Source organism: Erwinia sp. OLFS4, assembly GCF_002752165.1.
In the GTDB taxonomy this organism is placed as follows: domain Bacteria; phylum Pseudomonadota; class Gammaproteobacteria; order Enterobacterales; family Enterobacteriaceae; genus Izhakiella.
Genome location: NZ_MOMB01000014.1, coordinates 1 through 24569, shown reverse-complemented (window position 1 = coordinate 24569; position 24569 = coordinate 1). Strand labels below are relative to the sequence as shown.

Sequence of the window (24569 nt, the reverse complement as noted above, 5' to 3'; positions counted from 1 at the left end):
TTCAGCTAAAAAAGCTGAACATCGCCGCGCACAGGATCGCGACAAAAGCAGTTTGCGGCGTATGGGTATGCTGTGATGCCTGTGACAAAAGATGAAAAATAGTTTCAAACATAATTATTCCCCCCGATAGCCGACGGGAATAATACTCAATGTTGTCGCCAAGTAAAGCGCGGAATAACGATTATTTGACGAAAATATCAACATCTAATCGATGTTAAATGAATTATTCCATACCAAGTTCTTTCAGTTTGCGGGTTAAGGTATTCCTGCCCCAGCCAAGTAATCTTGCGGCTTCCTGTTTATGCCCCTGAGTATGCCGCAACGCGGTGGTCAGCAGCGTGCGCTCCATCTCGGGTTGTGCTTCCGAGAGCAGGTTCTGATGACCGGAGCGTAATGCACGATCGGCCCACTGTGCCAGTAATGTTGCCCAGCTGTCTGGCAATGACTGGATCGGACTGTCCGGCGTGGTGCTTTCAAACAGTTCTCCCGGCAGATCCTGAATCAGCACTTCCTGTCCGGCGGCCATTACTGTCAGCCAGCGACAGGTATTTTCCAGCTGGCGCACGTTGCCGGACCAGTGCAGACGTGTCAGCGCGATTTCGGTTTCCGGATGAAGAATTTTGGCCTCGACACCCAGTTCCTGCGCGGCAACCTGCAAAAAATAACGTGCCAGCCGCGGTATGTCTTCGCGACGTTCGCGTAACGGCGGCAGATGAATGCGGATTACGTTTAAGCGATGGAATAAATCTTCACGGAATTTTCCTTCCTGCACACGTAGTTCGAGGTTCTGATGGGTGGCTGCAATAATACGGACGTCGACTTTTACCGGGGCATAGCCACCGACCCGGTAAAACTGGCCATCGGCCAGAACCCGCAATAAACGGGTCTGAACATCCAGCGGCATATCACCAATTTCATCAAGAAATAGCGTGCCGCCGTCGGCCTGTTCAAAGCGACCCTGGCGAATCTGATTGGCACCGGTAAAGGCCCCTTTTTCATGACCAAACAGCTCAGATTCAATTAAGTCCTTCGGAATAGCCGCCATATTCAGCGCGATAAAAGGGGATTTCGCCCGCGGGCTGTGGCGATGTAGCGCATGGGCCACCAGCTCTTTGCCGGTACCGGATTCACCATTGATCAGTACGCTAATTGATGAACGTGACAGCCGGCCAATAATGCGAAAAACATCCTGCATCGCCGGTGCTTCACCGATGATATCGGCGGTCGGTCCGTTGACAGGCTGATTGCGTGGCTGCTGTTGTTCCTGATAATGACTGATCGCTCGTTCCACCAGCGCGACGGCTTCATCAATATCAAACGGTTTTGGCAGATAATCAAAAGCCCCTTGCTGATAGGCGCTTACCGCCGCATCAAGGTCAGAATGTGCCGTCATAATGATGACCGGCAGCATTGGATGGCGCTGCTTTATTTGTTTCAGTAATGCCAGACCATCAATGCCAGGCATACGAATATCTGACAATAAAACGTCCGGGGTTTTGGTTGCCAGCGCTTCCAGTACATCATTTGCGCTGTCATAAGTGGCACAGCTTAATCCGGCTCCTGTGAGCGCACGTTCAAGCACCCAACGGATGGAGCTATCGTCATCGACGATCCAGACTATCCCTCGTTGCATAGAGACCCCTATTTACGAATCGGCAGATAAATGGAGAATTCGGTGTTGCCAGGCCAGCTGCTGAATTCAATTTTTCCTGAATGCTGATCGATCAGGCTGCGGGCAATAGAGAGACCGAGTCCGGTTCCTCCTTCACGGCCGCTGACCATCGGATAAAACAGCGTATCCTGTAATTGCGCCGGGATACCCGGCCCATCATCAACAACATCAATACGTGCAACCAGGCGGTAACGTACGCCGTGCAAAGTGAGCTGAAAGGCGGTTCGGGTACGCAGGGTAATAGTGCCTCCCGTTTCGCCCAGCGCCTGCATGGCGTTACGCACAATATTTAAGATAACCTGCTCAATCTGGTCGGGATCGTGCGGCAATTCTGGCAGGCTGGGATCGTAGTCGCGCACCAGGGTGATATTGTCAGGCAGTTCCATTGAGACAAGATTAACCACGCGCTCAGCGACCTGATGGATGCTTTGAGTAATGTGCATTCCTGGCTGCTGCGGTCCAAGCAATCGATCAACCAGATTCCTCAGGCGGTCAGCCTGTTCAATAATGACCTGGGTGTATTCTGTCAGCGCCCGGTCTGGCAATGCCTTTGCCAGCAGTTGTGCGGCACCGCGCAGCCCACCAAGCGGATTTTTAATTTCATGGGCCAGTCCGCGGACTAAATCGCGGGCGGCAACCTGTTGAGCATGCTGAATTTGTTCCTGACTCAGACGGCGCTGATTATCCATCGGGGCCATTTCCAGCAGAATAAAACCGTCCGCCAGGCGTTGGGCCGTGAGCGACATGATATGGGCACGGCTGTCGACAACCAGCGTCACTTCACTGTCGGTAAAACCTTGTCCGGTCGCCAGACTTTCACGCATGACGTCGATATTCAGCGATAAATAGCCGGTTAACTCTGGTAATGGCGTACCAAAGAGCTTACGTGAGCTTTGCGCCAGTAATTGCTGCGCCGCCGGATTGGCGTAATGAATCACCAGATCGTCGTCAAGCAGCAAAATACTATTGATCAGAGAGTTGAGAATCTGCCCAGCATCGGGCAGCGTGCCAGTTGCCATTCAGTCTTCCCCTGCACTGTTTTAGTGCATTATAGTGGTTTTATCCAAAAATCATCGGTTTTTATGATGAATTCGCGGAGAAAAAAGCCCATCCGAAGATGGGCTGAAAGTTTCCACGGCAACAAAAAATCTTCCACGCCTTTCGCATTACAACGCCGCGGGCGGTGTTGTCCCCAGCCAGCGCTGCTGGTTGGGGATTGCAGTAACATGAAACTTGTGGAATAACACAACTAACCCAATCAGACGCTGTAATACAGTTCAAATTCAACCGGATGCGGTGTCATGCGTACCCGATCATTATCCGCTTTGCGCAGCGCAATGTAAGCATCGATGGTGTCATCGGTGAAGACGCCACCACGTGTCAGGAACTCACGATCTTCGTTCAGGCAGTTCAGGGCCTCTTCCAGCGAACCGGCAACTTTTGGAATCTCGGCCTCTTCTTCCGGCGGCAGATCGTAGAGGTTTTTGTCCATGGCGTCGCCAGGGTGAATCTTATTGATAATACCGTCGAGGCCGGCCATCAGCAGGGCGGCAAATGCCAGATAAGGGTTGGCCGCTGGATCCGGGAAACGGGCTTCAATACGACGCGCTTTCGGGCTGGCAACCACCGGGATACGGATGGATGCAGAACGGTTACGGGCTGAGTAAGCCAGCATTACCGGTGCTTCATAACCCGGAACCAGACGTTTGTATGAGTTAGTTGTCGGGTTAGTCAGGGCGTTAATGGCCTTGGCATGTTTGATAATGCCACCGATATAATACAGCGCAGTTTCTGACAGGCCGCCGTACTTATCGCCAGCGAACAGGTTATTGCCATCTTTGGCCAGAGACATATGACAGTGCATACCTGAACCGTTATCGCCAAACATCGGTTTAGGCATAAAAGTAGCGGTTTTACCGTAGGCGTGCGCTACGTTATGCACGACATATTTGTAGATCTGAATTTCGTCGGCTTTTTTCACCATAGTGTTAAAGCGGGTCGCCACTTCGTTCTGGCCGGCAGTGGCCACTTCGTGATGGTGGGCTTCAACAACCAGTCCCATCTGTTCCATGGTCATTGACATGGCTGAACGAATGTCCTGAGCGGAGTCAACCGGTGGAACCGGGAAGTAACCGCCTTTAATTGATGGGCGATGGCCTTTGTTGCCGCCTTCATATTCTTTTGCCGTGTTCCAGGCTGCTTCAATATCGTCAATGGAGACGTGTGAACCCGCAGTGCTGCTGCCAAAACGAACATCGTCAAAAATGAAGAATTCCGGCTCTGGTCCAAACAAAACGGTATCGGCAACGCCGGAAGAGCGCAGGAAGTCCTCAGCGCGTTTGGCAATTGAACGCGGATCGCGGTCATAGCCTTGCATGGTACCTGGCTCAAGAATATCGCAGCGGATAATTAACGTAGAATCTTCAAAGAAAGGATCCAGGACAGCGGTTGTCGCGTCAGGCATCAGCACCATATCGGATTCGTTGATCCCTTTCCAGCCAGCGATGGATGAGCCGTCAAACATTTTACCTTCTTCAAAGAAGTCGGCATTTACCTGGTGAGCCGGAATGGTCACGTGCTGCTCTTTACCTTTGGTATCGGTAAAACGCAGGTCGACAAATTTCACTTCGTGCTCGTTCATCATCGACAGAACGTTTTCAGCGGACATACTTATAATCTCCTGGATTTTCATTGTCGTGGTTAGAGAACCTTTTATACTTCGCACACTTTGACGCCGTGCTGAATACAAGAGTAAGGAACTCTGACAAGCTATCAACCGTTGTGGAAACAGACGTTTTTGCTTAAATAAGATAAAGCGAAAACTGTGCCAACTTTTTTATTTGGTGCAAAAAGCGCTATGATGCGCGCTCGCATAAGTTGCATACTGCACCATGATCGATCTATAGCACTATAATGGTGCAACTGAAGCGAAGGTAGCACTATAATGGTGCAAAAAAGGTGTGAAGTCTCGATTTCTGTTGCTTACATGGCGCGTCATGGGGCAGACAGGAATTGTTAGGATGAATTTTGTGATCTCCGTTCAGTATTTCGCTTAATCCGTGTACAATAACGCGCTATTTCTAATGCCTGAGGCAAAGTTGTGATCGAAAAATTGCGTAACATCGCTATTATTGCGCACGTTGACCATGGAAAAACTACCCTGGTTGATAAGTTGCTGCAGCAGTCTGGTACTTTTGATGCCCGCACTGAAGCAACCGAACGCGTAATGGACTCCAACGATTTGGAGAAAGAGCGTGGTATTACCATTCTCGCTAAAAATACTGCCATTAAGTGGAATGACTACCGCATCAATATTGTCGACACCCCGGGACACGCCGATTTTGGTGGCGAGGTTGAGCGTGTTATGTCGATGGTTGACTCCGTTTTGCTGGTTGTTGACGCAATGGACGGTCCGATGCCACAGACCCGCTTCGTCACCAAAAAAGCCTTCGCTTATGGCCTGAAGCCTATCGTCGTGGTTAACAAAATTGACCGTCCGGGCGCGCGCCCTGACTGGGTGGTCGATCAGGTATTCGATCTGTTCGTTAATCTGGATGCCACCGACGAACAGCTGGACTTCCCGATTATTTACGCCTCGGCTCTGCAGGGAATTGCCGGTAGCGATCATACTGATATGGGCAGCGATATGACCGCGCTTTATCAGGCGATAATCGACCATGTGCCGGCACCCGATGTCGATCTGGACGGGCCGCTGCAGATGCAAATTTCCCAGCTGGACTACAACAATTACCTCGGCGTGATTGGTATCGGACGCATCAAGCGCGGTAAAGTTAAACCAAACCAGCAGGTTACGGTTATCGATCGTGAAGGTAAAACCCGCAATGGTAAAGTGGGCAAAGTACTGGGTCATCTCGGACTTGAGCGTATTGACAGTGAGCTGGCTGAAGCGGGCGATATTGTTGCCATTACCGGTCTGGGTGAGCTGAATATTTCCGATACCATCTGTGATCCGCAGCAGGTTGAAGCGCTGACCGCATTGAGCGTTGATGAGCCAACCGTATCGATGTATTTCTGCGTCAATACCTCACCTTTTTGTGGTAAAGAGGGGAAATACGTTACTTCACGTCAGATCCTTGAGCGCCTGAATAAAGAACTGGTGCACAATGTGGCACTGCGGGTTGAAGAAACCGACGATGCGGATGCCTTCCGGGTTTCCGGGCGCGGTGAACTGCATCTTTCTGTTTTGATTGAAAACATGCGGCGTGAAGGTTTCGAACTGGCGGTGTCACGTCCGAAAGTGATTTTCCGTGAAGTGGATGGCCGTCGTCAGGAACCTTTTGAAAACGTGACGCTGGATGTTGAAGAACAACATCAGGGTGCGGTGATGCAGGCACTGGGTGAACGCAAAGGCGACCTGAAAAACATGAATCCCGACGGCAAAGGTCGCGTACGTCTGGACTATGTGATTCCCAGCCGTGGTTTGATTGGTTTCCGGAATGAATTCATGACTATGACTTCCGGTACCGGCCTGCTTTACTCTACCTTCAGCCATTATGATGATGTGCGCGCCGGCGATGTTGGACAGCGCCTTAATGGCGTGCTGATCTCCAATGGTCAGGGTAAAGCGGTGGCGTTTGCCCTGTTTAATTTGCAGGATCGCGGTAAGCTGTTTCTCGGTCACGGTGCGGAAGTTTATGAAGGCCAGATCATTGGTATTCATAGCCGCTCTAACGATCTGACCGTGAACTGCCTGACCGGGAAGAAACTCACCAACATGCGTGCTTCAGGAACCGATGAAGCGGTTATTCTGGTTCCGCCGGTAAGAATGACCCTTGAGCAGGCGCTGGAGTTTATTGATGATGATGAGCTGGTGGAAGTGACGCCTGCTTCAATCCGCATTCGTAAGCGCCATCTGACTGAAAATGACCGCAAGCGCGCGATGCGCGGCAGCAAAGACGTCTGATTCAGCAAAAATCATATCAACAGGGCCGGTTTTACCGGCCCTTTTTACATCTGTCATATTTGCTGCACCCTGTTCAGTCTGGCGTTTTATGGTTAGAGTGGAGAATCAAAGGCACGCAGGAAGGGTATGACTATGCTGTATATCTTTGATTTGGGTAACGTCATTGTTGATATTGATTTCAAGCGCGTATTGGGTGTCTGGAGTGATTTAGGCCGGGTGCCGCTGGCCTTACTGCAAAAGCGTTTCTCAATGGAGGAGAGCTTCCATCAGCATGAGCGCGGGGAGATCAGTGACCAGCAGTTTGCGGCGGCCATCTGTCAGCAGTTAGGGTTAGCGCTCAGTTTTGAACAGTTCAGCGCTGGCTGGCAGGCGGTATTTGTCGGGGTGCGCCCTGAGGTTATCTCAATAATGAATCAGCTGCGACAGAAAGGCGAGCGGGTGGTTATTCTGTCCAATACTAACCGTTTACACTGTGGTTTCTGGCCAGCAGAATACCCGGAAGTCCAGCAGGCGGCTGACAATGTCTACCTTTCGCAGGAAATGGGCATGCGCAAACCTGAAGCACGTATCTATCAGCAGGTACTGGATAAAGAAGGTTTTACTCCCGATCAGACGGTGTTTTTTGATGATAATGCAGACAATATTGACAGCGCCCGCAGATTGGGAATTCACGCAGTGCAGGTGACTGATGCCCGCGTTATCCCGGATTATTTCGCCAGCCGGCTGTAATGCGGTTATGCTTGGTAGGCATGGGGTCATCACGACCTGAAAAGCGTTATGGTTTTTTTGCATCCTCGTATCAGGGTGTTCCGCGAATACCCCTCCGCCATGACGCGCAAGTTTAACGTATCTCAGGGTCATTGATGACACGCTAAAGCACGCCTGGCTGACGGACGACCAAAAGGATAAGGTGCAGGGAACAAATCATTATGATTGCATTAATTCAGCGTGTGCGCGGCGCCAGCGTTTCAATTGACGGGCAATGCGTGGGAGAAATTAATGCCGGTTTACTGGTGCTGCTGGGTGTAGAGAAAGATGACAGCGAGCAGAAAGCAGATCGGCTGTGTGAGCGGGTTCTCGGCTATCGCATCTTCAGCGATGAAAACGACAAAATGAATCTTAACGTGCAGCAGGCCGGTGGCGCGCTGCTGGTGGTTTCCCAGTTCACGCTGGCGGCAGATACCCAAAAAGGGATGCGGCCGGGATTTTCCGGCGCGGCGCCGCCGGACCTGGCTGCACGTTTGTATGACTATTTTGTCGCTTGTTGCCGGCAGCGTGGACTTGTCACTGAGACTGGCCGTTTTGCCGCAGATATGCAGGTTGCGTTGGTGAATGACGGGCCGGTCACCTTCTGGTTGCAGGTATAAAGCAGGCAGTAGCCGGCGGGTGAAAAAACCTGGCGGGCTTAAACAGAGAGAAACTTTGTATGTACCATCTTCGTGTACCCGAAACAGCCGAAGAACTTGCGGCTTATTATCAGTTCCGTTGGGAAATGTTGCGCAAACCTCTGCGTCAACCTAAGGGGTCTGAACGTGAAGCCTGGGATGCGATGGCTCATCATCAGATGGTGGTGGACGAGCATAATAATCCGGTCGCGGTTGGGCGCCTTTATATCAACGGAGACAATGAAGCTTCGATTCGCTTTCTGGCGGTTCATCCTTCGGTGCAGGGGAAAGGGCTGGGTACGCTGGTTGCCATGACGCTGGAGTCGGTTGCCAGGCAGGAAGGCGTAAAACGTGTTACCTGCAGTGCGCGTGAAGATGCCGTCGAGTTTTTCGCCAAGCTGGGTTATATCAATGAAGGCGAAATCAGGGCACCTCAGACCACGCCGGTGCGCCATTTTCTGATGGTTAAACCGGTAGTAACACTGGATGACATTTTGCATCGTGGTGACTGGTGCGGGCAGTTACAGCAAGCCTGGTATGACCATATTCCATTGAGTGAAAAAATGGGTGTGCGTATTCTGCAGTACACCGGACAAAAGTTTATTACCACAATGCCGGAAACCGGTAATCAGAATCCCCATCATACGTTGTTTGCCGGTAGCCTGTTTTCACTGGCAACCCTGACCGGCTGGGGTCTGATTTGGTTATTGCTGCGGGAACGTCACCTCGGCGGGACAATTATTCTGGCCGATGCGCATATCCGCTACAGTAAACCGGTGGTCGGGCGCCCGGGTGCCATTGCCGACCTTGGGTCGTTAAGTGGCGATCTTGACAGGCTGGCGCGCGGACGCAAAGCCAGGGTGCAGCTGGAAGTGGAGCTGTATGGCAATGACGAATGCGGTGCGGTCTTTGAAGGCGTATATCTTGTCTTACCGGCCGATCCGGACGACCCGCTGGAGCCACCGATACAATAATCCGGCTTACTGCATACGGGTGTAGGTAAATCAGCCTGCAGAACGTTGGGCACCCGTGCGCACGTTCGGTTTATGCGGCACTGCCGGCACCCGGCAATCAGTTTGCTTATTGCGTTACCACTCCGTGGTTCATGGTCTGCTGAATAGTTTTGTCCTGCTGGGAGGCAGATAACGTGCCGCTGGCGCTCTGCCGCAGCGGCACGCCGGCAGCAAGGCTGGCGTTTAAATCAAGATTCAGATTACCGTTTCCCTGCAAAGGCAGCGCCGGCCAGCCCCAGTTGACCAGCTGATTAAGCGGAACGTCATGACCACTCAGGCGCAGTGACAGTGCGCGTTGCGGTGTCTGTGTCACAATCGCTTTTGCTTCCAGTAAGCCATTTTGTGCAAAGGCACTTAAATCGGTCACATTAATCTGGCTGTCACTGGCCGTTAGCGCTATTGACGGATGCCGAACATCTACCCGGTTAAATGTGGCTCCCGCCGCGTTGAAACTTAATGATCCCCCCCAGATACCCCAGTGATGGTTTTTAGCCAACAGCAGAGCGTTGCCGTTGCCTTCCAGTGCGGTCATCTGGAATGGAAAATCGGGATTAATATCAATAATCAGGTTATTGCTGGCGCTGAAGCGATTGATTTCAATCGTTTCCAGCCAGTCGGGTAGCGGTTTCATCCAGCGTTCCCGCCAGTTACCAGGCAGGGTGTATTCGATACCGACACATGCCAGATCGGTCAGCGTCAGTTTTCTGGTATTGCGTTGCCAGTTCCCTGCGGCACGGATCAGGCCATTAACCCAGCGTGAACTGAACTGGGTTAGCTGGAGTCCCTGCGGTGAAAATGTCATGTTGATAATCGGATCGTTAAGCAGCAATGTGCCTTTGACAACGCTGCTGGCATTCAGTGACAGTGAGCCGTCGTTACTCTGCCAGCCGCCTTTGTGCAGGGTAACATTTTTCAGTGAAAAATTAAGATCGCTGGCCGCCCAGTCCGGACCCTGCAAACGTGCGCCGGTGACATCAAGGCGCTCAATATTCAGTGAAGGCAGTGCAAAAACCGGCGCAAAGAAGTCATGCAGACTTTTGCTGGTCTGAAAACGCAGGCTGCTCAGCTGCAGGCGGAAAATAGTCCAGTTACCCTGGGCGTCGCGCCAGGCGCTGCCTGTCAGGCTGCCGCGAGCCACATCGGCGCCAAAATTGCTGAGGGTTAAGCGGTTATCTGCCAGCTTACCCTGTACTAACAGGTTAGCGGCATCCATTCCCGCCAGGTTAAGCGAACCGGCGCTGAACTGAAACTGGCTATCGTTACCAATAAAATTGCCGGCCTGAGGTTTCCAGGGGGATACCGCCCCGGTGACCTTTTCTGCCTTCAGTGATAAGACAAACTGTGGGTTATTTATTGCCATTTGTGTCAGCAGAAGGCGGTCGGCGCTTAGCGGTAAGGCCGCACTATTTTCGCTGAGATTCAGAGCACCGCGCGTAAGGCGGATTGTGGCAAAGTGCAGGGGATTGCTGAACTGAATTAAACCAAGTCCGAGATCAACCTGCTTTGCCGCCAGGGTAGGGGAATGTCCCTTGCGCCCAAAAATAACGTCATCAAGCAGTAAATGGGAAGGAGAGGAAAAGTGATGCTCCATTTTACTCAGATGCAGCTGATAATCGGTATTATTACTGATGGCACGGCTTATCCAGCCGGCACCCCAGCGCGTCTGTAGCAGGATATAGAATGTCAGCAGTATCAGCAAAAACAGCAGCAGCAGCGTCAGTAATGCTTTTCCAAAGAATTTCATGTGTCCTTCCCAACGAAACTCAGACAAGGCTCTGTTATGCCTGATTTTTTAGCAATGCTCAATGATCGAAAAAGGAAATCGGGCGCGAATAAACTGCCCGGCACCAGCATACCCTAACCGCAGGGTGACACAACCAGACATAACCAGACAATAGCGAGGTTTTGCGAATCGTATTCGGTTTACTGGCGCACTGACATAACCGGCTCAGGGCGTGCGATCCGCCGGTGGTCGAGGTCATCGGGTGAAAAGCACTATTTTTCGTCGGGTGTGGCGAAAAAACCTAAGACAGGGGGCAGTATGTTTACTTTTCTGTCCCCTGGCCTGGGTGCGGGAAAACCTGGGATTATTTTTCTGGTGGAAACAGTAAATTTAATACAATAGCGGTGATGCCGCCGGCGGCGATACCTGATGAAAGCAGTGTTTTCAGCCACTCAGGGGCAAACTGAAGGATCAGCGGTTGTTGTGATACCCCCATACCTACCGCCATGGACAGCGCAATAATCATTATTGCCCGTCGGTTAAGGGTTTCACGCGAGACAATGCGTACCCCGGAAGCCGCGATGGTACCAAACATCACAATCGTCGCTCCCCCCAGCACCGGTTCCGGAATCTGTTGTACCAAACCGGCTACTGCCGGGAATAATCCGAGCATAATCAACATCAGCGCCACCACAAAACCCACGTAGCGGCTGGCCACACCGGTCAGCTGGATAACGCCGTTATTCTGGCCAAAGCAGGAGTTGGGGAAGGTATTGAATAAAGCGGAAACGAACGAGTTGAGTCCGTTCGCTAATACGCCTCCTTTCAGGCGCTTCATATACAGAGGGCCGCTGACCGGTTGTTCTGAAACGTCGCTGGTGGCGGTGATATCACCAATAGTTTCCAGTGAGGTCACCATAAACACCAGCATTAAGGGAATCAGTAAGTTCCAGTCGATACTGAGTCCATAGTAAAAAGGACGTGGCACCGCGATCAGGGGATATTCAGCGGCGTTATTCAGCGGCAGCATATCCATTGCCCAGGCCAGCAGGTAACCTGCGGCCATGGCAATCACCAGTGAGGCTACGCGCAGATAGGGATTACGCTGACGATTAAGCAGAATAATAACCACCAGAACCATGCCGGCCAGCAGCAGATTTTTTGGCGCGCCAAACGTGTGATTGCTCATTGCGGCAAAGCCTCCACCAATTGAGGTCAGGCCGACCTGAATCAGCGATAAGCCAATAATCATCACCACAATGCCGGATACCAGCGGAGTAATAATGCGGCGAGCCAGATGCAGCACGCGTGACAGCAGCATTTCGGTGCAGGAAGCCAGCATTAGGGTTCCGAATAGCGCTGCCATCATAGATGGCAGGTCAGCACCGCCCGTTTTTAAGGCCGTCCCGCCCATAATCAGCGGCGTGACAAAATTAAAGCTGGTGCCCTGAATGGACAGTAACCCTGATCCTACTGGTCCCCAGGTTTTTATCTGTAAGATTGATGCCACGCCGGAGGCAAATAACGACATGCTAATGATATGGCGGGTATCTTCTGCTGGCAGGCTCAGGGCCTGACAAATCAGCAGAGCCGGCGTGATAACTGCCACAAACATTGCCAGCAGATGTTGCAAGGCAGCAAACAGGGTTTGTGGCAGCGGCGGCCGATCGTCCAGCCGGTAAATCAGCTCGCTGCGTGGTGCCGCCGTTGTATTGTGCGACGGATTTTCCCCGGGGGTTTTGGTGGACATAATGTGGCTTCCGCTAACAACAAAGTGGCGATTTTAAACGTATGCCCGCCAAAAGCAATCGTTTGCTATTGGCGGCTGATTTTCGGCGATCCACAGCAGGAATAAATCTGTTTTAAGCGGTGTGATAGCGATCAGGCATTGGTATAACGCCCGGTTTCCGGCAGCCAGCGCTCAATCAGGGCGTTAGCCTGCTGCGGATAGTGCTGATGAAGATGACGGGCAATACGCTGAATTTCAGGAATAATGGCCTGGTCGCGCAGCAGGTCGGCGACCCGGAATTCTGCATTGCCGGTCTGACGGGTACCCAGCAGTTCACCCGGACCGCGAATTTCCAGATCGCGCTGAGCAATAACGAAGCCATCGTTGCTGTCACGCAGCACCTGCAGGCGCTGTTGCGCAATTTTGCTCAGTGGTGATTTATACAACAACACGCAGTGTGACGCGATGGCACCGCGCCCGACGCGCCCGCGTAGCTGGTGCAGCTGCGCCAGACCAAGTCGCTCCGGATTTTCAATGATCATCAGACTGGCATCAGGCACATCTACGCCGACTTCAATAACCGTGGTAGCTACCAGCAGCTGAAGCTCACCTTGTTTGAATGCTTGCATCACCGTCTGCTTTTGCTGGGGTTTCATGCGCCCGTGAACCAGGCCAATATTCAGTTCAGGTAGTGCCACCTGCAGTTCCTGCCAGGTGGCTTCAGCCGCCTGAGCCTCAAGGAGCTCTGATTCTTCAATCAGTGTGCAGACCCAATACGCCTGGCGTCCCTCCTGCTGGCAGGCTTTTTTTACCCGCTCGATAATTTCATTACGACGGCTATCCGCAATAGCGACGGTGGTTACCGGTGTCCGGCCTGGCGGTAATTCATCAATGACGGAGGTGTCGAGGTCGGCATAGGCCGTCATCGCCAGCGTCCGCGGGATTGGTGTTGCCGTCATGATCAGCTGATGGGGATGGAATCCCTGTTCTTGCCCCTTTTCCCATAATGCCAGCCGCTGATGAACACCAAACCGGTGTTGTTCATCAATGATAACCAGGGCCAGACCGTTAAATTGCACCTGCTCCTGAAACAGGGCATGGGTGCCGACAACCATCGCAACCTGACCGCTGGCGATCATTTCCTGCTGGGCGCTGCGCGCCTTTCCTTTCTGCTTACCAGCCAGCCAGCCGACTTCAATACCCAGCGGGGCAAACCACTGGCGAAAATTGTTGGCATGCTGCTCTGCCAGCAGCTCGGTGGGTGCCATTAGTGCCACCTGCTTACCATGGGCAATGACTGCCAGCGCGGTCAACGCTGCCACCAGTGTTTTCCCCGAACCTACATCACCCTGTACCAGACGCATCATCGGATAATCATGGGCCAGATCGCGGTCAATTTCAGTGATGACTCGCATCTGCGCTGCGGTGGGTTTAAATGGCAGTGCATTCAGCAGCCGCTGGCGCAGCGAAGGCAATGGCTGAAAGGCTAACGCGCGGTGACGCTGCGTACCTGCACGCACTGCCAGCATGCTGAGGTTATGTGCCAGTAGCTCTTCCATAATGAGACGACGCTGCGCCGGATGCGTACCCTTATCAAGATCAGCCAGCGCCATATCTGGGGGGGGACGGTGCAGCATACGTAATGCATCCGGCAGGCTGATCATGCCCTGGCTTAGCTCCGGGGGCAGCAGTTCGGCAATCGGACAGGTGTCGAGCAACTTCAGTGCCTGGTCAGTAAGATTGCGCAGCGTCGCCTGACGCACGCCCTCGGTAGTGGAATAGACCGGCGTCAGGGTTTCCTGCAAAACGGTAATATCCTGCTCGCCCTGGACTTTATACTCCGGATGAATAATTTCTGCACCGTGCTGACCACGGCGTATTTCTCCATATGCGGTGACGCGGCGGCCAGTTGCCAGGCTGTTTTTCATGCCGGCATTGAAGTTAAAAAAACGCAGTGTCAGTACGCCGCTGCCATCACTAATCTGGCTGGTCAGCATTCGCCGACGGCCGAAGGTGATCTCAGTACGCAGGACTTCCCCTTCAACGGTTGCATAAATGCCGGGTAGCAGATCATTGATGGTATAGAGGTGAGTACGATCTTCATAACGAAGTGGCAGATGGAGCAGCAGGTCCTGCACGTTGTGCAGGCCGAGTTTTGCCAGCTTTGCGGCCTGGCTGGCACCGACCCCGGAAAGTGTACTTAACGGTATGGCATCCAGCAGGCGGCCTTTCATCGGGCCACCGAAGCTTGCATGGCGGCCCACCATTGTTGATTGGCAATGACTTCGCCATTATCACCGATAACGGGGGCAGGTAAGCCTTTTTGTCTGGCAACCCGGGCAAGCACCGGATAACCGCCTTCAAACAGCAGACGTTGCTGTTCGCTGACATCCAGCGTGCTCTCTTTTCGTTGGTACATACCGGCGATCTGGCGCTGGCGCTGCGCTTCATAGAGAATCAGCGCGCTGGCAACGGAGACGTTAAGCGACTGGACCATGCCGACCATCGGGATGATGATCTGCCGGTCGGCAAGTGCCAGCGCGGTTTCGCTGATACCGGTCTTTTCCTGGCCCATCAGAATACAGGTGGGCAGGGTATAGTCAATTTCGCGGAAATCCACTGCTTTATCAGAAAGATGGGTCGCCAGAATCTGCATCTGGCGATCTTTGAGATGTTCGACCGCATCGGTAATACTGCGGTGGGTTTTAACCTGCACCCAGCTGTTGCTACCTGCTGCGGTGGACACCATCGTACGCATTCGATGGCCAGGCCAGACCGCGTGAATTTCATGAACACCCACAGCATCAGCTGTGCGTATCACCGCTGAAACGTTGTGAGGCTTATGCACCTGTTCCATGCAAACCGTCAGATCGTGCTGGCGGCTGGCAAGCATGGCACGGATGCGGGCGTGACGTTGGCTGTTCATGTTAGTTTCTGTTGCGGTGGACCTTGATCACATCCGGCATCACGCGAATTTTGCGCATGATATTCGCCAGATGGATGCGATCGCGTGCGGTGAGGCGGATATAGGCACTGTAAACGCGGCCATCTTTTTCTTCGGTGTTCAGACTTTGAATATTTGAACCGGCAGTATTAATTGCAGCGGTCAGATTGGCCAGCGCGCCCTGATGGTTAAACATATCCACTTTAATTTCCGCCACAAACTCCTGGTCTGTTACCGTATCCCATTCGACAGCCATAAATTTTTCAGGCTCTTTCTGATAACCGCGAATGTTGCGACAGGATTCATGATGGACAACCAGACCTTTGCCGGGACTGACGTGCGCCACAATGGGATCGCCCGGAATAGGGCGACAGCACTTAGCAAAGGTGATGAGGACACCATCTGCACCTTTAATTGGCAGTTTGCTACGTGCCGTAGTATTCGGCGCCGGAATCGCCGGTTCCCCTTGCTGCAGATTCCTGGCAACTACTACGCTCATCGCGTTACCAAGGCCGATTTCGGCCAGCAGATCGTCAAGGCTGGACAGCCGCATGCGTTCCAGCTCTTTCTGAATATTTTCGGCCGGAATTTCTGCCAGTTTGCGGCTTCCGCCAAGGGCGTGATTCAGCAGGCGCCGACCAAGATTGACTGAGTCTTCCCGCTTAAGATTTTTTAGCATCTGGCGGATTTTTGAGCGGGCGCGTGAACTGACCACAAAATTCAGCCAGGCGGCGTTAGGGCGGGCACCGGGTGCTGTGATTATCTCGATGTTTTGGCCACTGCTCAGCGGCTGAGAAAGCGGATAAGGCTGGCGATCGACCCGGGCGCCGACACAAGCGTGGCCAATATCAGTGTGAACAGCATAGGCGAAATCCACCGGCGTAGCGTCCGCGGGCAGTTCAACAATTCGTCCTTCTGGCGTGAACACATAAATTTCGTCCGGGAACAGGTCGGACTTGACGCTCTCAATAAATTCAAAAGAGCTGCCGGCACTCTGCTGTAACTCAAGCAGGCTTTGCATCCAGCGTTGTGCACGGATTTGCGCCGTGGTGCTGGTTTCTCCCTGTTCTTTATAAGCCCAGTGGGCAGCAACACCCATCTCTGCCATCTGATCCATGTCTTCAGTACGAATCTGTACTTCTACCGGCACGCCATGAGGGCCAATCATGGAAGTGTGCAGAGACTGATAACCGTTGGCTTTTGGAATGGCTATATAGTCTTTAACCCGGCCGGGGCGTGGTTTATACAGGCTGTGCATCTGGCCCATTACCCGGTAACAGGTATCAACATCCCGCACAATGACGCGAAAAGCGTAAATATCCATAATGGAATGGAAACGCTGCTCTTTCAGGTGCATTTTGCAGTAAATTGAATAGAGATGTTTCTCGCGCCCTGACACGCGACAGGGGATACCGGCTTCCTGCAGACGACCGTTGATTTCCGCAAGGATTTTTTGAATCATCTCTTTGCGGTTACCGCGAGCGGCTTTCACCACTTCTTTAATCACCCGATAGCGGTTGGGATGAAGTGCTTCAAATCCCAGCTCTTCGAGCTCAGTTTTTAAATGATGGATGCCGAGACGGTGAGCCAGCGGGCTGTATATTTCCAGGGTTTCGCGCGCAATACGACGGCGTTTATCGGGACGAAGGGCACCCAGCGTGCGCATGTTATGGGTTCGGTCAGCGAGTTTAATCAGGATAACGCGAATATCCTGCACCATCGCCATAATCATTTTGCGGAAGTTTTCCGCCTGCGCTTCTTTTTTATCGCGGAAATTAAGCTTGTCGAGTTTGGAAACCCCTTCGACCAGTTCGGCGACGCTTTTACCAAAAAGCTGCTCAAGATCCTGATAGGTTGCCGGCGTGTCTTCAATAACATCATGCAGTAACGCAGCGATCAGCGTTTCATGATCGAGTTTCATCTCGGCCAGAATACAGGCGACCGCCACCGGATGGGTAATATAGGGTTCGCCGCTGGTACGTGTCTGACCCTCGTGAGCATCACGTGCAACGAGATAAGCCTGCTTGAGGCGCTTGATTTGCTCCTCAGGCAGGTATTTTTCAATCAGCTGATTGAGGCTTTCAAACAGATACAAGGGCGGCCTGCGAAATAATTAACGACGGCCTTCTGCAATTGCGGTAACAGCCTGCAATTCTGCAGCTTCCTGTTCCTGCTGTTCCTGACGTTCACGCACGTCAAGGATGCGGCTGGTTATCAGGCCTTCTTCGATTTCGCGCAGCGCGATAACCGTTGGCTTGTCGTTTTCTTCCGGAACCAACGGATCTTTACCGTTCGTCTGCATCTGGCGTGCGCGACGAGCAGCGACCAGAACCAGGTCAAAGCGGTTACCAATTTTCTCTACTGCGTCCTGTACGGTTACGCGTGCCATATGTGTGCTACTCCACGGGTGACGAAAAGACTGGGCATCATACTGAAAGAGGCTTCAGTCTGCCAATAGTTTGCTGATTAATGCATCGTGGCGTGCGCGCTGACGCCCCATCCGCAGACGTTCTGCGCGGATAATGGTTTTCAGATCGGATAACGCCAGATCAAAATCATCGTTCACGATTAAATAATCATATTCAGCGTAATGGTTCATTTCGGCAACTGCCTGCGCCATACGCTTTGCAATTACATCTTCACTGTCCTGGCCGCGGCCTCGCAGCCGGCGGTCCAGCTCTTCTCTTGACGGCGGCAGAATAAAAATACTGCGTGCCCCCGGCATTTTTTGACGGATCTGCTGAGCGCCCTGCCAGTCAATATCAAGAAAAATATCGACGCCAGTTGCCAGTACTTGCTCAATCGCTGCTCGCGAGGTGCCGTAATAGTTTCCAAACACTTCGGCATGCTCAAGAAATGCATCCTGTTGAATCATGTCGCAAAATTCGTTATGTGAAACGAAAAAGTAATGCTCGCCATGCTGTTCGCCTGGCCGTATTCCCCGGGTGGTATGGGAAACCGACACCTGGGTATCGTACAGCGGCTGCGTTTTCAACAGAGCCTGAATCAGGCTGGATTTCCCTGCGCCACTGGGCGCTGAAACAATATAAAGCGTACCTTGAGCCATGTGTGTTTGTGATATGCCGATAAGCGAAGTCTATATCGTGTTCAGTATACACGGCTGGCGAAGAGGATGCAGCGTTTCCCGCTATCCTGCGACTTTTTTCTTCAGCGCCACGGGGTGTCTCGCAAAATAAATATCGCTTTCATCTGGTTGCCGGTAAAGCATGCGGTTGGGTGCACAAAGAGACGCTTAGCTGATCGCCGTGCGTTGTGCGATCCGCTACAGTCACGCCATTTGCAGCAAGGAGGCGCTAAGCTATGCAGTTAAAAGCGGCAGGGATGCTAGGGTTAATCGTTATCAGTGGGGCGGTTGCCGCACAGTGTCCGTCATGGTCATCGGCGCAGGCCGCCCGGGAAATTACCGCGCTCAGTCGTCAGCTGAACCGCTGGGATCGGGCGTATTACCGTGACGGAAAAAATCTGGTTGCGGATTATGAATACGATGCGCTACGCGACCGTCTGCGCCACTGGCATAACTGCTTTCAGCCTGGCGATCGCATCCCGGATGCGCTGCGCGTTGCGCGCGGGCGTACTGTGCATCCCGTTGCCCATGTCGGGGTGCGTAAGCTGGCCAATAAAGCGGCGCTGGTCCGCTGGTTTCGTCAGTCGCCAGGCCCTTACTGGGTACAGCCTAAAGTCGACGGTATTGCGATGACGCTGGTATATCATCGCGGGCGTTTGCAGCGTTTGATTAGCCGTGGCGATGGTATCCAGGGTGAGGACTGGACGGAGCAGGCACGCGCGATCAGCGCGATTCCTGCACACCTGCCGTTGCCGCTTAGTCTGGTACTGCAAGGGGAACTGTTTTTGCCAATGACAGATCACCGGCAGGCCGTGCAGGGTAGCGTTAACGCCCGGGCACGGGTTGCCGGTGTGTTAAGGCGTAAACGGGCCACGTCCTTGCTGTCAGGTATCGGCTTGTTTATCTGGGCCTGGCCGGACGGTCCGGTGACTATGCCTGAACGCCAGAAACGGTTGGCCACATTGGGATTTTCACTCTCTTCAAAATGGACACAACCTGTCGCGCAGGCCGCAGAGGTTGCGGCCTGGCGTCAGCGCTGGTATCGCTCGCCGTTACCGTTTGTCAGTGATGGCGTGGTTGTCCATCGTGATCCCCGGCTGGCGGGAGCAGACTGGCGTCCTGGCAAGGGTGACTGGGCGGTGGCATGGAAATATCCGCCACCGCACACGATTGCGGAAGTGAAAGCCGTTGCGTTTAGCCTCGGCCGGATGGACCGTATTGCCGTTGTGCTGCACCTTCAGCCGCGCTCGCTCGATGATAAGCAGCTGCGGCATGTGAGTCTGGGATCGCTGGCTCGTTGGCGTCAGGCCGATATTGTCCCCGGCGATCAGATAAGCGTATCGCTTGCTGGTCTGGGTATCCCTCGTTTTGACCGCGTGGTCTGGCGTACCCGTAAACGGGTGTACCCCACGCCACCGGATGAACATCGCTATCACGCACTGAGTTGCCTGCGACGGGATAACGGGTGTGATGCGCAGCTGCTGGCGCGTCTCGACTGGCTGGGCAGTCGTGAGGTCCTGGATATTCACGGCTTAAGCCGGCATTACTGGAAGCGGTTGATGAGCGCTGGTGCAGTAACACATCTGTTCAGCTGGCTGACGCTAAGTGAGGCGCAAATTGCCATGTTGCCGGGTTTTTCTCCCGCCCGTGCGGCCTGGCTCTGGCACCAGTTCAGTATGACGCGACGGCAACCGATCCAGCGCTGGATAAAAGCGCTGGGGATACCGTTACCAGAGCGTGCATTAAAAACTTTGTCAGTAAATAGCTGGCAGGCGCTGATAGAAAAGACGCCGGCAGCATGGCGAAAATTACCGGGGGTAGGGCCGCGACTGGCGCGACGTATTCAGCACTGGTTTGCCGATAGTCGGGTCCGGCAACTGATTGCCTTTTTACAGCTTCAGGGTATCCCGGTTCTTTCTGCTGCTGATAAACATTTTACTGTTCGGGATGGGGATAATTGAAGGTTGGTAAGCCAAGCCGGAAACGCAGCGCAAGTAAACGCGCCAGAAAACCGGCCAGTAAAGTGATCACCATTACCCATTCACCGGGCAGCGTGGTTTTCAACAGCAAAATATAGAGCCAGCCAGAGGCGAAAGCGATGCCGGCATAAAGCTCTTTCTGGAAGACCAGCGGGATGCGGTTGCAGAACATATCGCGTAGCACGCCACCAAATACACCGGTAATCACCGCGCAGATCGCTGCGATAAGAGAAGGATGTCCCATATCAAGCGCAACCTGAGCACCAATAATAGAAAATACCACCAGACCCAGCGCATCCAGAACTAAAAAAACTTTACGCAGATGAGGCATTAATGGCGCAGCCACGGTGGTCATTACCGCAGCGACGGCAACAATGACAATATATTGCGGGTGTTTTACCCAGCCAATCGGGTAATGGCCCAGCAGGATATCACGCACTGATCCGCCGCCAATGGCAGTAACGGAGGCGATGATAATGACGCCAAACATATCCATTTTACGACGTCCGGCGGCCAGTGCGCCCGTCATCGCCTCTGCGGTTATTCCAATAATATACAAAACGGTCAGTAACATAACGACTCCTGCAAACCGATGGCAAGCGTACCGGGTACGCGTCATCCGGGCGACTGAGTTTTTTTAATTTATCGCCATTCAGATAACTTTTACTTATGACTATATGGCGATTTTCACCGGTTATGTGCTATGAGTGACATGATTCTGACATATCCGCATAAGAAAAAATAACGACAAAGTGATGGCATCCGTTACGCGTAATCATCTTATTCCCCTGGCTTGCTGACCAGTCCGTTGATTAAGTGGGTGAGCAAAAAGGTAAACATCCTGATTTTCAAGAGAAAACCTATGAAAACACAGTCCAGAAAAAATCGGTTTATTTTCCTGTTACTGATACCACTGATGCTTTTTAGCGCACAATCTGTTGCGCGGGAGACGACGCTGATCGTTTTCTGTTCAGGCGGGCTGATGGGGGTTCTCGAACAGCTGGCTCCCGTCTGGCAGCAGCGCACCGGGGTGCACCTGCAGTTAGAAGCGGCACCGTCTATGGGTAACACGCCCCAAAGTATTCCTCAGCGTCTGGCCCACCACCAGCCGGCCGACGTGCTGGTGATGGTGGATGCCGGGATTAAACCGCTGGTGGAGCGCAAATGGGTCAGTATCAACAACCGCCTGCCGCTGGCAAATTCGTATGTGGCGCTGGCGATTGCCGCCGGAAAACGTAAGCCGGATATTTCCACGCCCGATAAGCTGAAAGCGGTACTTTTACAGGCGCACCATGTCGCTTATTCTGACAGCGCCAGTGGACGATATGTGTCAGAAAAATTATATAAAAAATTGGGTATTGAAAAGCAAATGCTGGCTAAGTCGACCATGATTCCGGCCACGCCGGTTGGAAAAATCGTTGCAAGTGGAAAGGCGGATGTCGGTTTTCAACAGCTTTCTGAATTACAAGCGGTTAAAGGGATCACGGTGGTTGGATTACTCCCCGGTTCGCTACAAAAAACCACGCTTTATTCAGCGGTTCCAGTGGATAACAGTGCTCATCCTTCGCTGGCTCGCGATTTTATCCATTACCTTTCTTCGGCGGACGTTGCCGGTATTATCCGGCAAAAAGGCATGTCGCCAATAAACCAGCAGAGTAATGAATAAGTGGCCTGGTTTTTACTATGACTATACGGCCACTTTATACACCGACCTGGCATTGCTGAAGAATAAGCTTTCCTGTTCGCCTGGGCTGAAATAGCGTGCGGCAACCAGCTTAAAGCCGTCAAAGATTTCTGCGTAAGAGCCACACAGGCTGTCGACCGGAAAGTTACTGGCAAACATGCACCTGCTTACGCCAAAAATATTAATTGTTTCCTTGATAATCCAGGCGTTGTCGTCAATGTGCCAGGGCTTGCCAGCCAGGCCTAGCCCTGAAATTTTGACCACAACGTTGGGGGCCTGAGCAAACCGCCGCATGGCCTCCGACCAGCCGGTAAGACCGGCTTGTGACCGGTCTGCAGGTAATCCGGTATGATTTAAAATAATCAGCGTATCGGGAAAATCCCGCGCCAGTTGCTTTGCTTCATCAAGATGCCACCATGCAGTTTGTAAATCGAAATGGAGACCCAGACCGCTGAGTCTGGCGTATCCGCTGCGCCATGTTTCATCCATCATCAGTGATTTATGCTGTTGTGCCTCCTGTGGGGAAGCGGCCCCGCCGGGTTTATGCCGGACGCTGCGCACCAGCGGAAATGTCGCCTGAGTTTGCAGCGTGCTTTCCACATCAGCACGATTGAGCCATGCCTGCGCAATCATCGCAGCGGGAAAGCCGGTTTCTGCTGATAGCTGGTGGACATAGCGCGTTTCGCCGATGGGATCGGCCGGATCCCACTCCGCTTCCATGTAGACGCTGGCAACAACATGATGGTGCGCGGTATCCCGTAAAAAATCTGCCGGCAGATATGAGCGCTTGATTGCATCATAGTTTCCATATCTGAAGGGAATAGATACGTCTTTTTCCAGCCACGGATAGTGATTTTTTTCTGGTTGCCAGAAATGCTGGTGTGCATCAATGATTGGCCCGTCCCAGCAGGCCAGATAGTGATCATGGTTTTTGCGATGCATAGTCATTATTCCTTACTCTTTGATTGCGATCGCAAGCGTGGCAAGCATGTAAACACCGGCGCAGGCGGCAAAAAACAGGATTACAGCTTCGTAAGTTCCGGTTTGTTGCAAAATATACCCGGCAATAATTGGGATGGCGATGCCACTTGCGCTGCCGGCAAAATTCATCATGCTTCCGACCAGTCCGACGCGCTCTTTTGGCGCCAGCAATGCTGGCAGACTCCAGTAGAGACTACCAAACCACAGGAAAAACTGAGTAACCGTCAGCAAGGCCACCGCGCCGACCACATTCGTTACCTGGGGTAGCATAACGAAGGCCAGAGCCAGACCGGCACCGCTGATACCTAACAGACTTTTATAAGCAACAGGGCGCCTGACGCCACGGGTTTGTAGCCGGTCAGCCAGGAATCCGCTGCACAGTGAACCAAGCATGCCTGCCCCGAACATAACAAAGGTTGCGCCGCCCAGTTCTTTCAGATTGAGATGCCGGGCCTGAGCCAGGTAACTGGGGCCCCAGGTCAGTAAGCCGAAGTTAATCATTGCCCAGCTCATCCGGCCAACCAGAATGGCAATAATACTTCTGATTTTTATCGCTGGTGGGTGGTAAGCGTGGGGTTGATTTGTTTCATTAGTCGCTGATTGTTCGATGATCGCCAGTTCGGCTGCGGAGACCCGACCGTGCAGTGCCGGAGTATCTCTTAATAGCTTCCAGGCGGCATATCCTAGTAAAACCGTGGCAATGCCTGCCACCGCAAAGGCGATGCGCCATGAATCAAAAATGGCAATCAGTCCGGCAATGATTGCCCCTCCGATTGCGGCACCAAGCGGTGCGCCGCAATCCATAATGGATGCACCACGTCCGCGTTCATGGGGCGGCAGCCAGGCGGCATTCAGTTTGGCACCGGCCGGAAACAGTGGCGCTTCAAAAGCACCCAGTCCGACCCGGCACAGCAGTAATGAGATGCCGCCGGTAGTGAACGCAGCTAAGGTCTGAAACAGGCCCCAGCCCACGGTGGAGGTGGTAATTGTTGCCCTGGCACCAAAGCGATCGAGCAGCCAGCCGCCAGGGATCTGCAGTAGCGCGTAGCTCCAGAAGAAGGCGCTCAAAATCAGGCCTTGTAATACCGGGCTGAGGGCAAACTCTTTTGCAATCGTTGGCATGGCAATTGATAACGCCGTGCGGTCGATGAAATTGACGACCACGATGGCAAAAATGCCGGCAAAAACATACCAGCGGACCGAACGGCCGTTATCGACAGGGGAGTGGGTAGGATACGTTGCTGTGTGCTCTTCCAAATTTCGGTGATGCCTCTAATTGGTTGAATCTGATGTATAATGCGGGCTTTTGAGGTTCTCTTATGGCCAGCGTTAACGTTCATTGTCCCCGTTGTCAGTCTGTTCAGGTTTACCGCCATGGTCAGAACCCTAAAGGCTATGACAGATTTCGCTGCCGTGACTGCCACCGCGTGTTTCAACTCACTTACGCTTA

The 24569-nt window shown here is 52.8% G+C and carries 21 protein-coding genes; 7 read left to right on the top strand and 14 right to left on the bottom strand.

Translation table 11 applies throughout. The features are described 5' to 3' along the window. Position 1: 1 nt before the first annotated feature. The 4 genes from BL249_RS05130 to glnA form a co-directional block, all read right to left on the bottom strand. Positions 2 to 112 carry a YshB family small membrane protein gene (locus BL249_RS05130; RefSeq protein ID WP_096777768.1) on the bottom strand — a complete coding sequence of 37 codons (111 nt, stop codon included), beginning with the start codon at positions 110 to 112 and terminating at the stop codon, positions 2 to 4. Positions 113 to 223: 111 nt separating this feature from the next. Further along, the gene (glnG, locus tag BL249_RS05125) at positions 224 to 1633 is read right to left on the bottom strand and encodes a nitrogen regulation protein NR(I) (protein ID WP_099706677.1); all 1410 of its coding nucleotides are present in this window, start codon (positions 1631 to 1633) and stop codon (positions 224 to 226) included. Between the two features lie 8 nt (positions 1634 to 1641). Then, entirely contained in the window at positions 1642 to 2691 is a 1050-nt protein-coding gene (glnL, locus tag BL249_RS05120; protein ID WP_099706676.1) for a nitrogen regulation protein NR(II), read from the bottom strand. 239 nt (positions 2692 to 2930) lie between these two features. Next, entirely contained in the window at positions 2931 to 4340 is a 1410-nt protein-coding gene (gene glnA, locus BL249_RS05115; protein ID WP_099706675.1) for a glutamate--ammonia ligase, read from the bottom strand. 432 nt (positions 4341 to 4772) lie between these two features. Between glnA and typA the strand changes: the two genes are divergently transcribed. The 4 genes from typA (at position 4773) to fabY (ending at position 8955) form a co-directional block, all read left to right on the top strand. Further along, positions 4773 to 6596 (top strand): ribosome-dependent GTPase TypA, encoded by a 1824-nt coding sequence (typA, locus tag BL249_RS05110; protein ID WP_099706674.1) that lies wholly within the window; start codon positions 4773 to 4775, stop codon positions 6594 to 6596. 132 nt (positions 6597 to 6728) lie between these two features. Continuing rightward, the gene (gene yihX, locus BL249_RS05105; protein WP_099706686.1) at positions 6729 to 7325 is read left to right on the top strand and encodes a glucose-1-phosphatase; all 597 of its coding nucleotides are present in this window, start codon (positions 6729 to 6731) and stop codon (positions 7323 to 7325) included. A 200-nt stretch (positions 7326 to 7525) separates the two neighbouring features. Next, complete coding sequence (dtd, locus tag BL249_RS05100) at positions 7526 to 7963, top strand: D-aminoacyl-tRNA deacylase (protein ID WP_099706673.1); 438 nt, start codon at positions 7526 to 7528, stop codon at positions 7961 to 7963. A gap of 59 nt (positions 7964 to 8022) precedes the next feature. Continuing rightward, positions 8023 to 8955, top strand: a complete 933-nt coding sequence (gene fabY / locus BL249_RS05095) for a fatty acid biosynthesis protein FabY (RefSeq protein WP_099706672.1) — start codon at positions 8023 to 8025, stop codon at positions 8953 to 8955. Between the two features lie 106 nt (positions 8956 to 9061). Here fabY and BL249_RS05090 read toward each other — a convergent pair whose 3' ends face one another. The 7 genes from BL249_RS05090 to gmk form a co-directional block, all read right to left on the bottom strand. Continuing rightward, positions 9062 to 10738 (bottom strand): AsmA family protein, encoded by a 1677-nt coding sequence (locus BL249_RS05090; protein WP_099706671.1) that lies wholly within the window; start codon positions 10736 to 10738, stop codon positions 9062 to 9064. Between the two features lie 343 nt (positions 10739 to 11081). Continuing rightward, positions 11082 to 12467, bottom strand: coding sequence for a nucleobase:cation symporter-2 family protein (locus BL249_RS05085; protein WP_099706670.1), 1386 nt, complete (start codon positions 12465 to 12467; stop codon positions 11082 to 11084). Positions 12468 to 12598: 131 nt separating this feature from the next. Further along, positions 12599 to 14680 (bottom strand): ATP-dependent DNA helicase RecG, encoded by a 2082-nt coding sequence (gene recG / locus BL249_RS05080; protein ID WP_099706669.1) that lies wholly within the window; start codon positions 14678 to 14680, stop codon positions 12599 to 12601. Beyond that, entirely contained in the window at positions 14677 to 15372 is a 696-nt protein-coding gene (trmH, locus tag BL249_RS05075) for a tRNA (guanosine(18)-2'-O)-methyltransferase TrmH (protein ID WP_099706668.1), read from the bottom strand. The genes recG and trmH overlap by 4 nt, the downstream gene beginning before the upstream one ends. Position 15373: 1 nt before the next feature. Next, complete coding sequence (spoT, locus tag BL249_RS05070; protein ID WP_099706667.1) at positions 15374 to 17485, bottom strand: bifunctional GTP diphosphokinase/guanosine-3',5'-bis pyrophosphate 3'-pyrophosphohydrolase; 2112 nt, start codon at positions 17483 to 17485, stop codon at positions 15374 to 15376. A gap of 18 nt (positions 17486 to 17503) precedes the next feature. Beyond that, positions 17504 to 17779 (bottom strand): DNA-directed RNA polymerase subunit omega, encoded by a 276-nt coding sequence (gene rpoZ / locus BL249_RS05065; protein ID WP_099706666.1) that lies wholly within the window; start codon positions 17777 to 17779, stop codon positions 17504 to 17506. A gap of 54 nt (positions 17780 to 17833) precedes the next feature. Then, the gene (gene gmk / locus BL249_RS05060) at positions 17834 to 18457 is read right to left on the bottom strand and encodes a guanylate kinase (protein WP_099706665.1); all 624 of its coding nucleotides are present in this window, start codon (positions 18455 to 18457) and stop codon (positions 17834 to 17836) included. A gap of 254 nt (positions 18458 to 18711) precedes the next feature. Between gmk and ligB the strand changes: the two genes are divergently transcribed. After that, positions 18712 to 20436: an NAD-dependent DNA ligase LigB gene (gene ligB, locus BL249_RS05055; protein WP_099706664.1), complete on the top strand. Its 1725-nt coding sequence runs from the start codon at positions 18712 to 18714 to the stop codon at positions 20434 to 20436. Here the strand turns inward: ligB and BL249_RS05050 are convergent. After that, on the bottom strand, positions 20411 to 21028 hold the full coding sequence (locus tag BL249_RS05050) for a trimeric intracellular cation channel family protein (protein ID WP_099706663.1): 618 nt from the start codon (positions 21026 to 21028) through the stop codon (positions 20411 to 20413). The two genes, ligB and BL249_RS05050, sit on opposite strands and share 26 nt — an antisense overlap. A gap of 288 nt (positions 21029 to 21316) precedes the next feature. Here BL249_RS05050 and BL249_RS05045 point away from each other — a divergent pair, with 288 nt between their 5' ends. Further along, positions 21317 to 22120, top strand: a complete 804-nt coding sequence (locus BL249_RS05045; protein ID WP_099706662.1) for a substrate-binding domain-containing protein — start codon at positions 21317 to 21319, stop codon at positions 22118 to 22120. Between the two features lie 21 nt (positions 22121 to 22141). On the opposite strand, the gene BL249_RS05040 is transcribed toward BL249_RS05045, so the two are convergent. Together BL249_RS05040 and BL249_RS05035 are read right to left on the bottom strand one after the other, a co-directional pair. Then, a complete protein-coding gene (locus tag BL249_RS05040; protein ID WP_099706661.1) occupies positions 22142 to 23080 on the bottom strand; it encodes an amidohydrolase family protein in 939 nt (312 codons plus the stop codon). Between the two features lie 12 nt (positions 23081 to 23092). Then, on the bottom strand, positions 23093 to 24376 hold the full coding sequence (locus BL249_RS05035) for an MFS transporter (RefSeq protein WP_099706660.1): 1284 nt from the start codon (positions 24374 to 24376) through the stop codon (positions 23093 to 23095). Between the two features lie 62 nt (positions 24377 to 24438). Between BL249_RS05035 and BL249_RS05030 the strand changes: the two genes are divergently transcribed. Further along, positions 24439 to 24569 (top strand): IS1 family transposase (locus BL249_RS05030; RefSeq protein WP_342633895.1); only part of this gene is annotated, 131 nt, incomplete at its 3' end.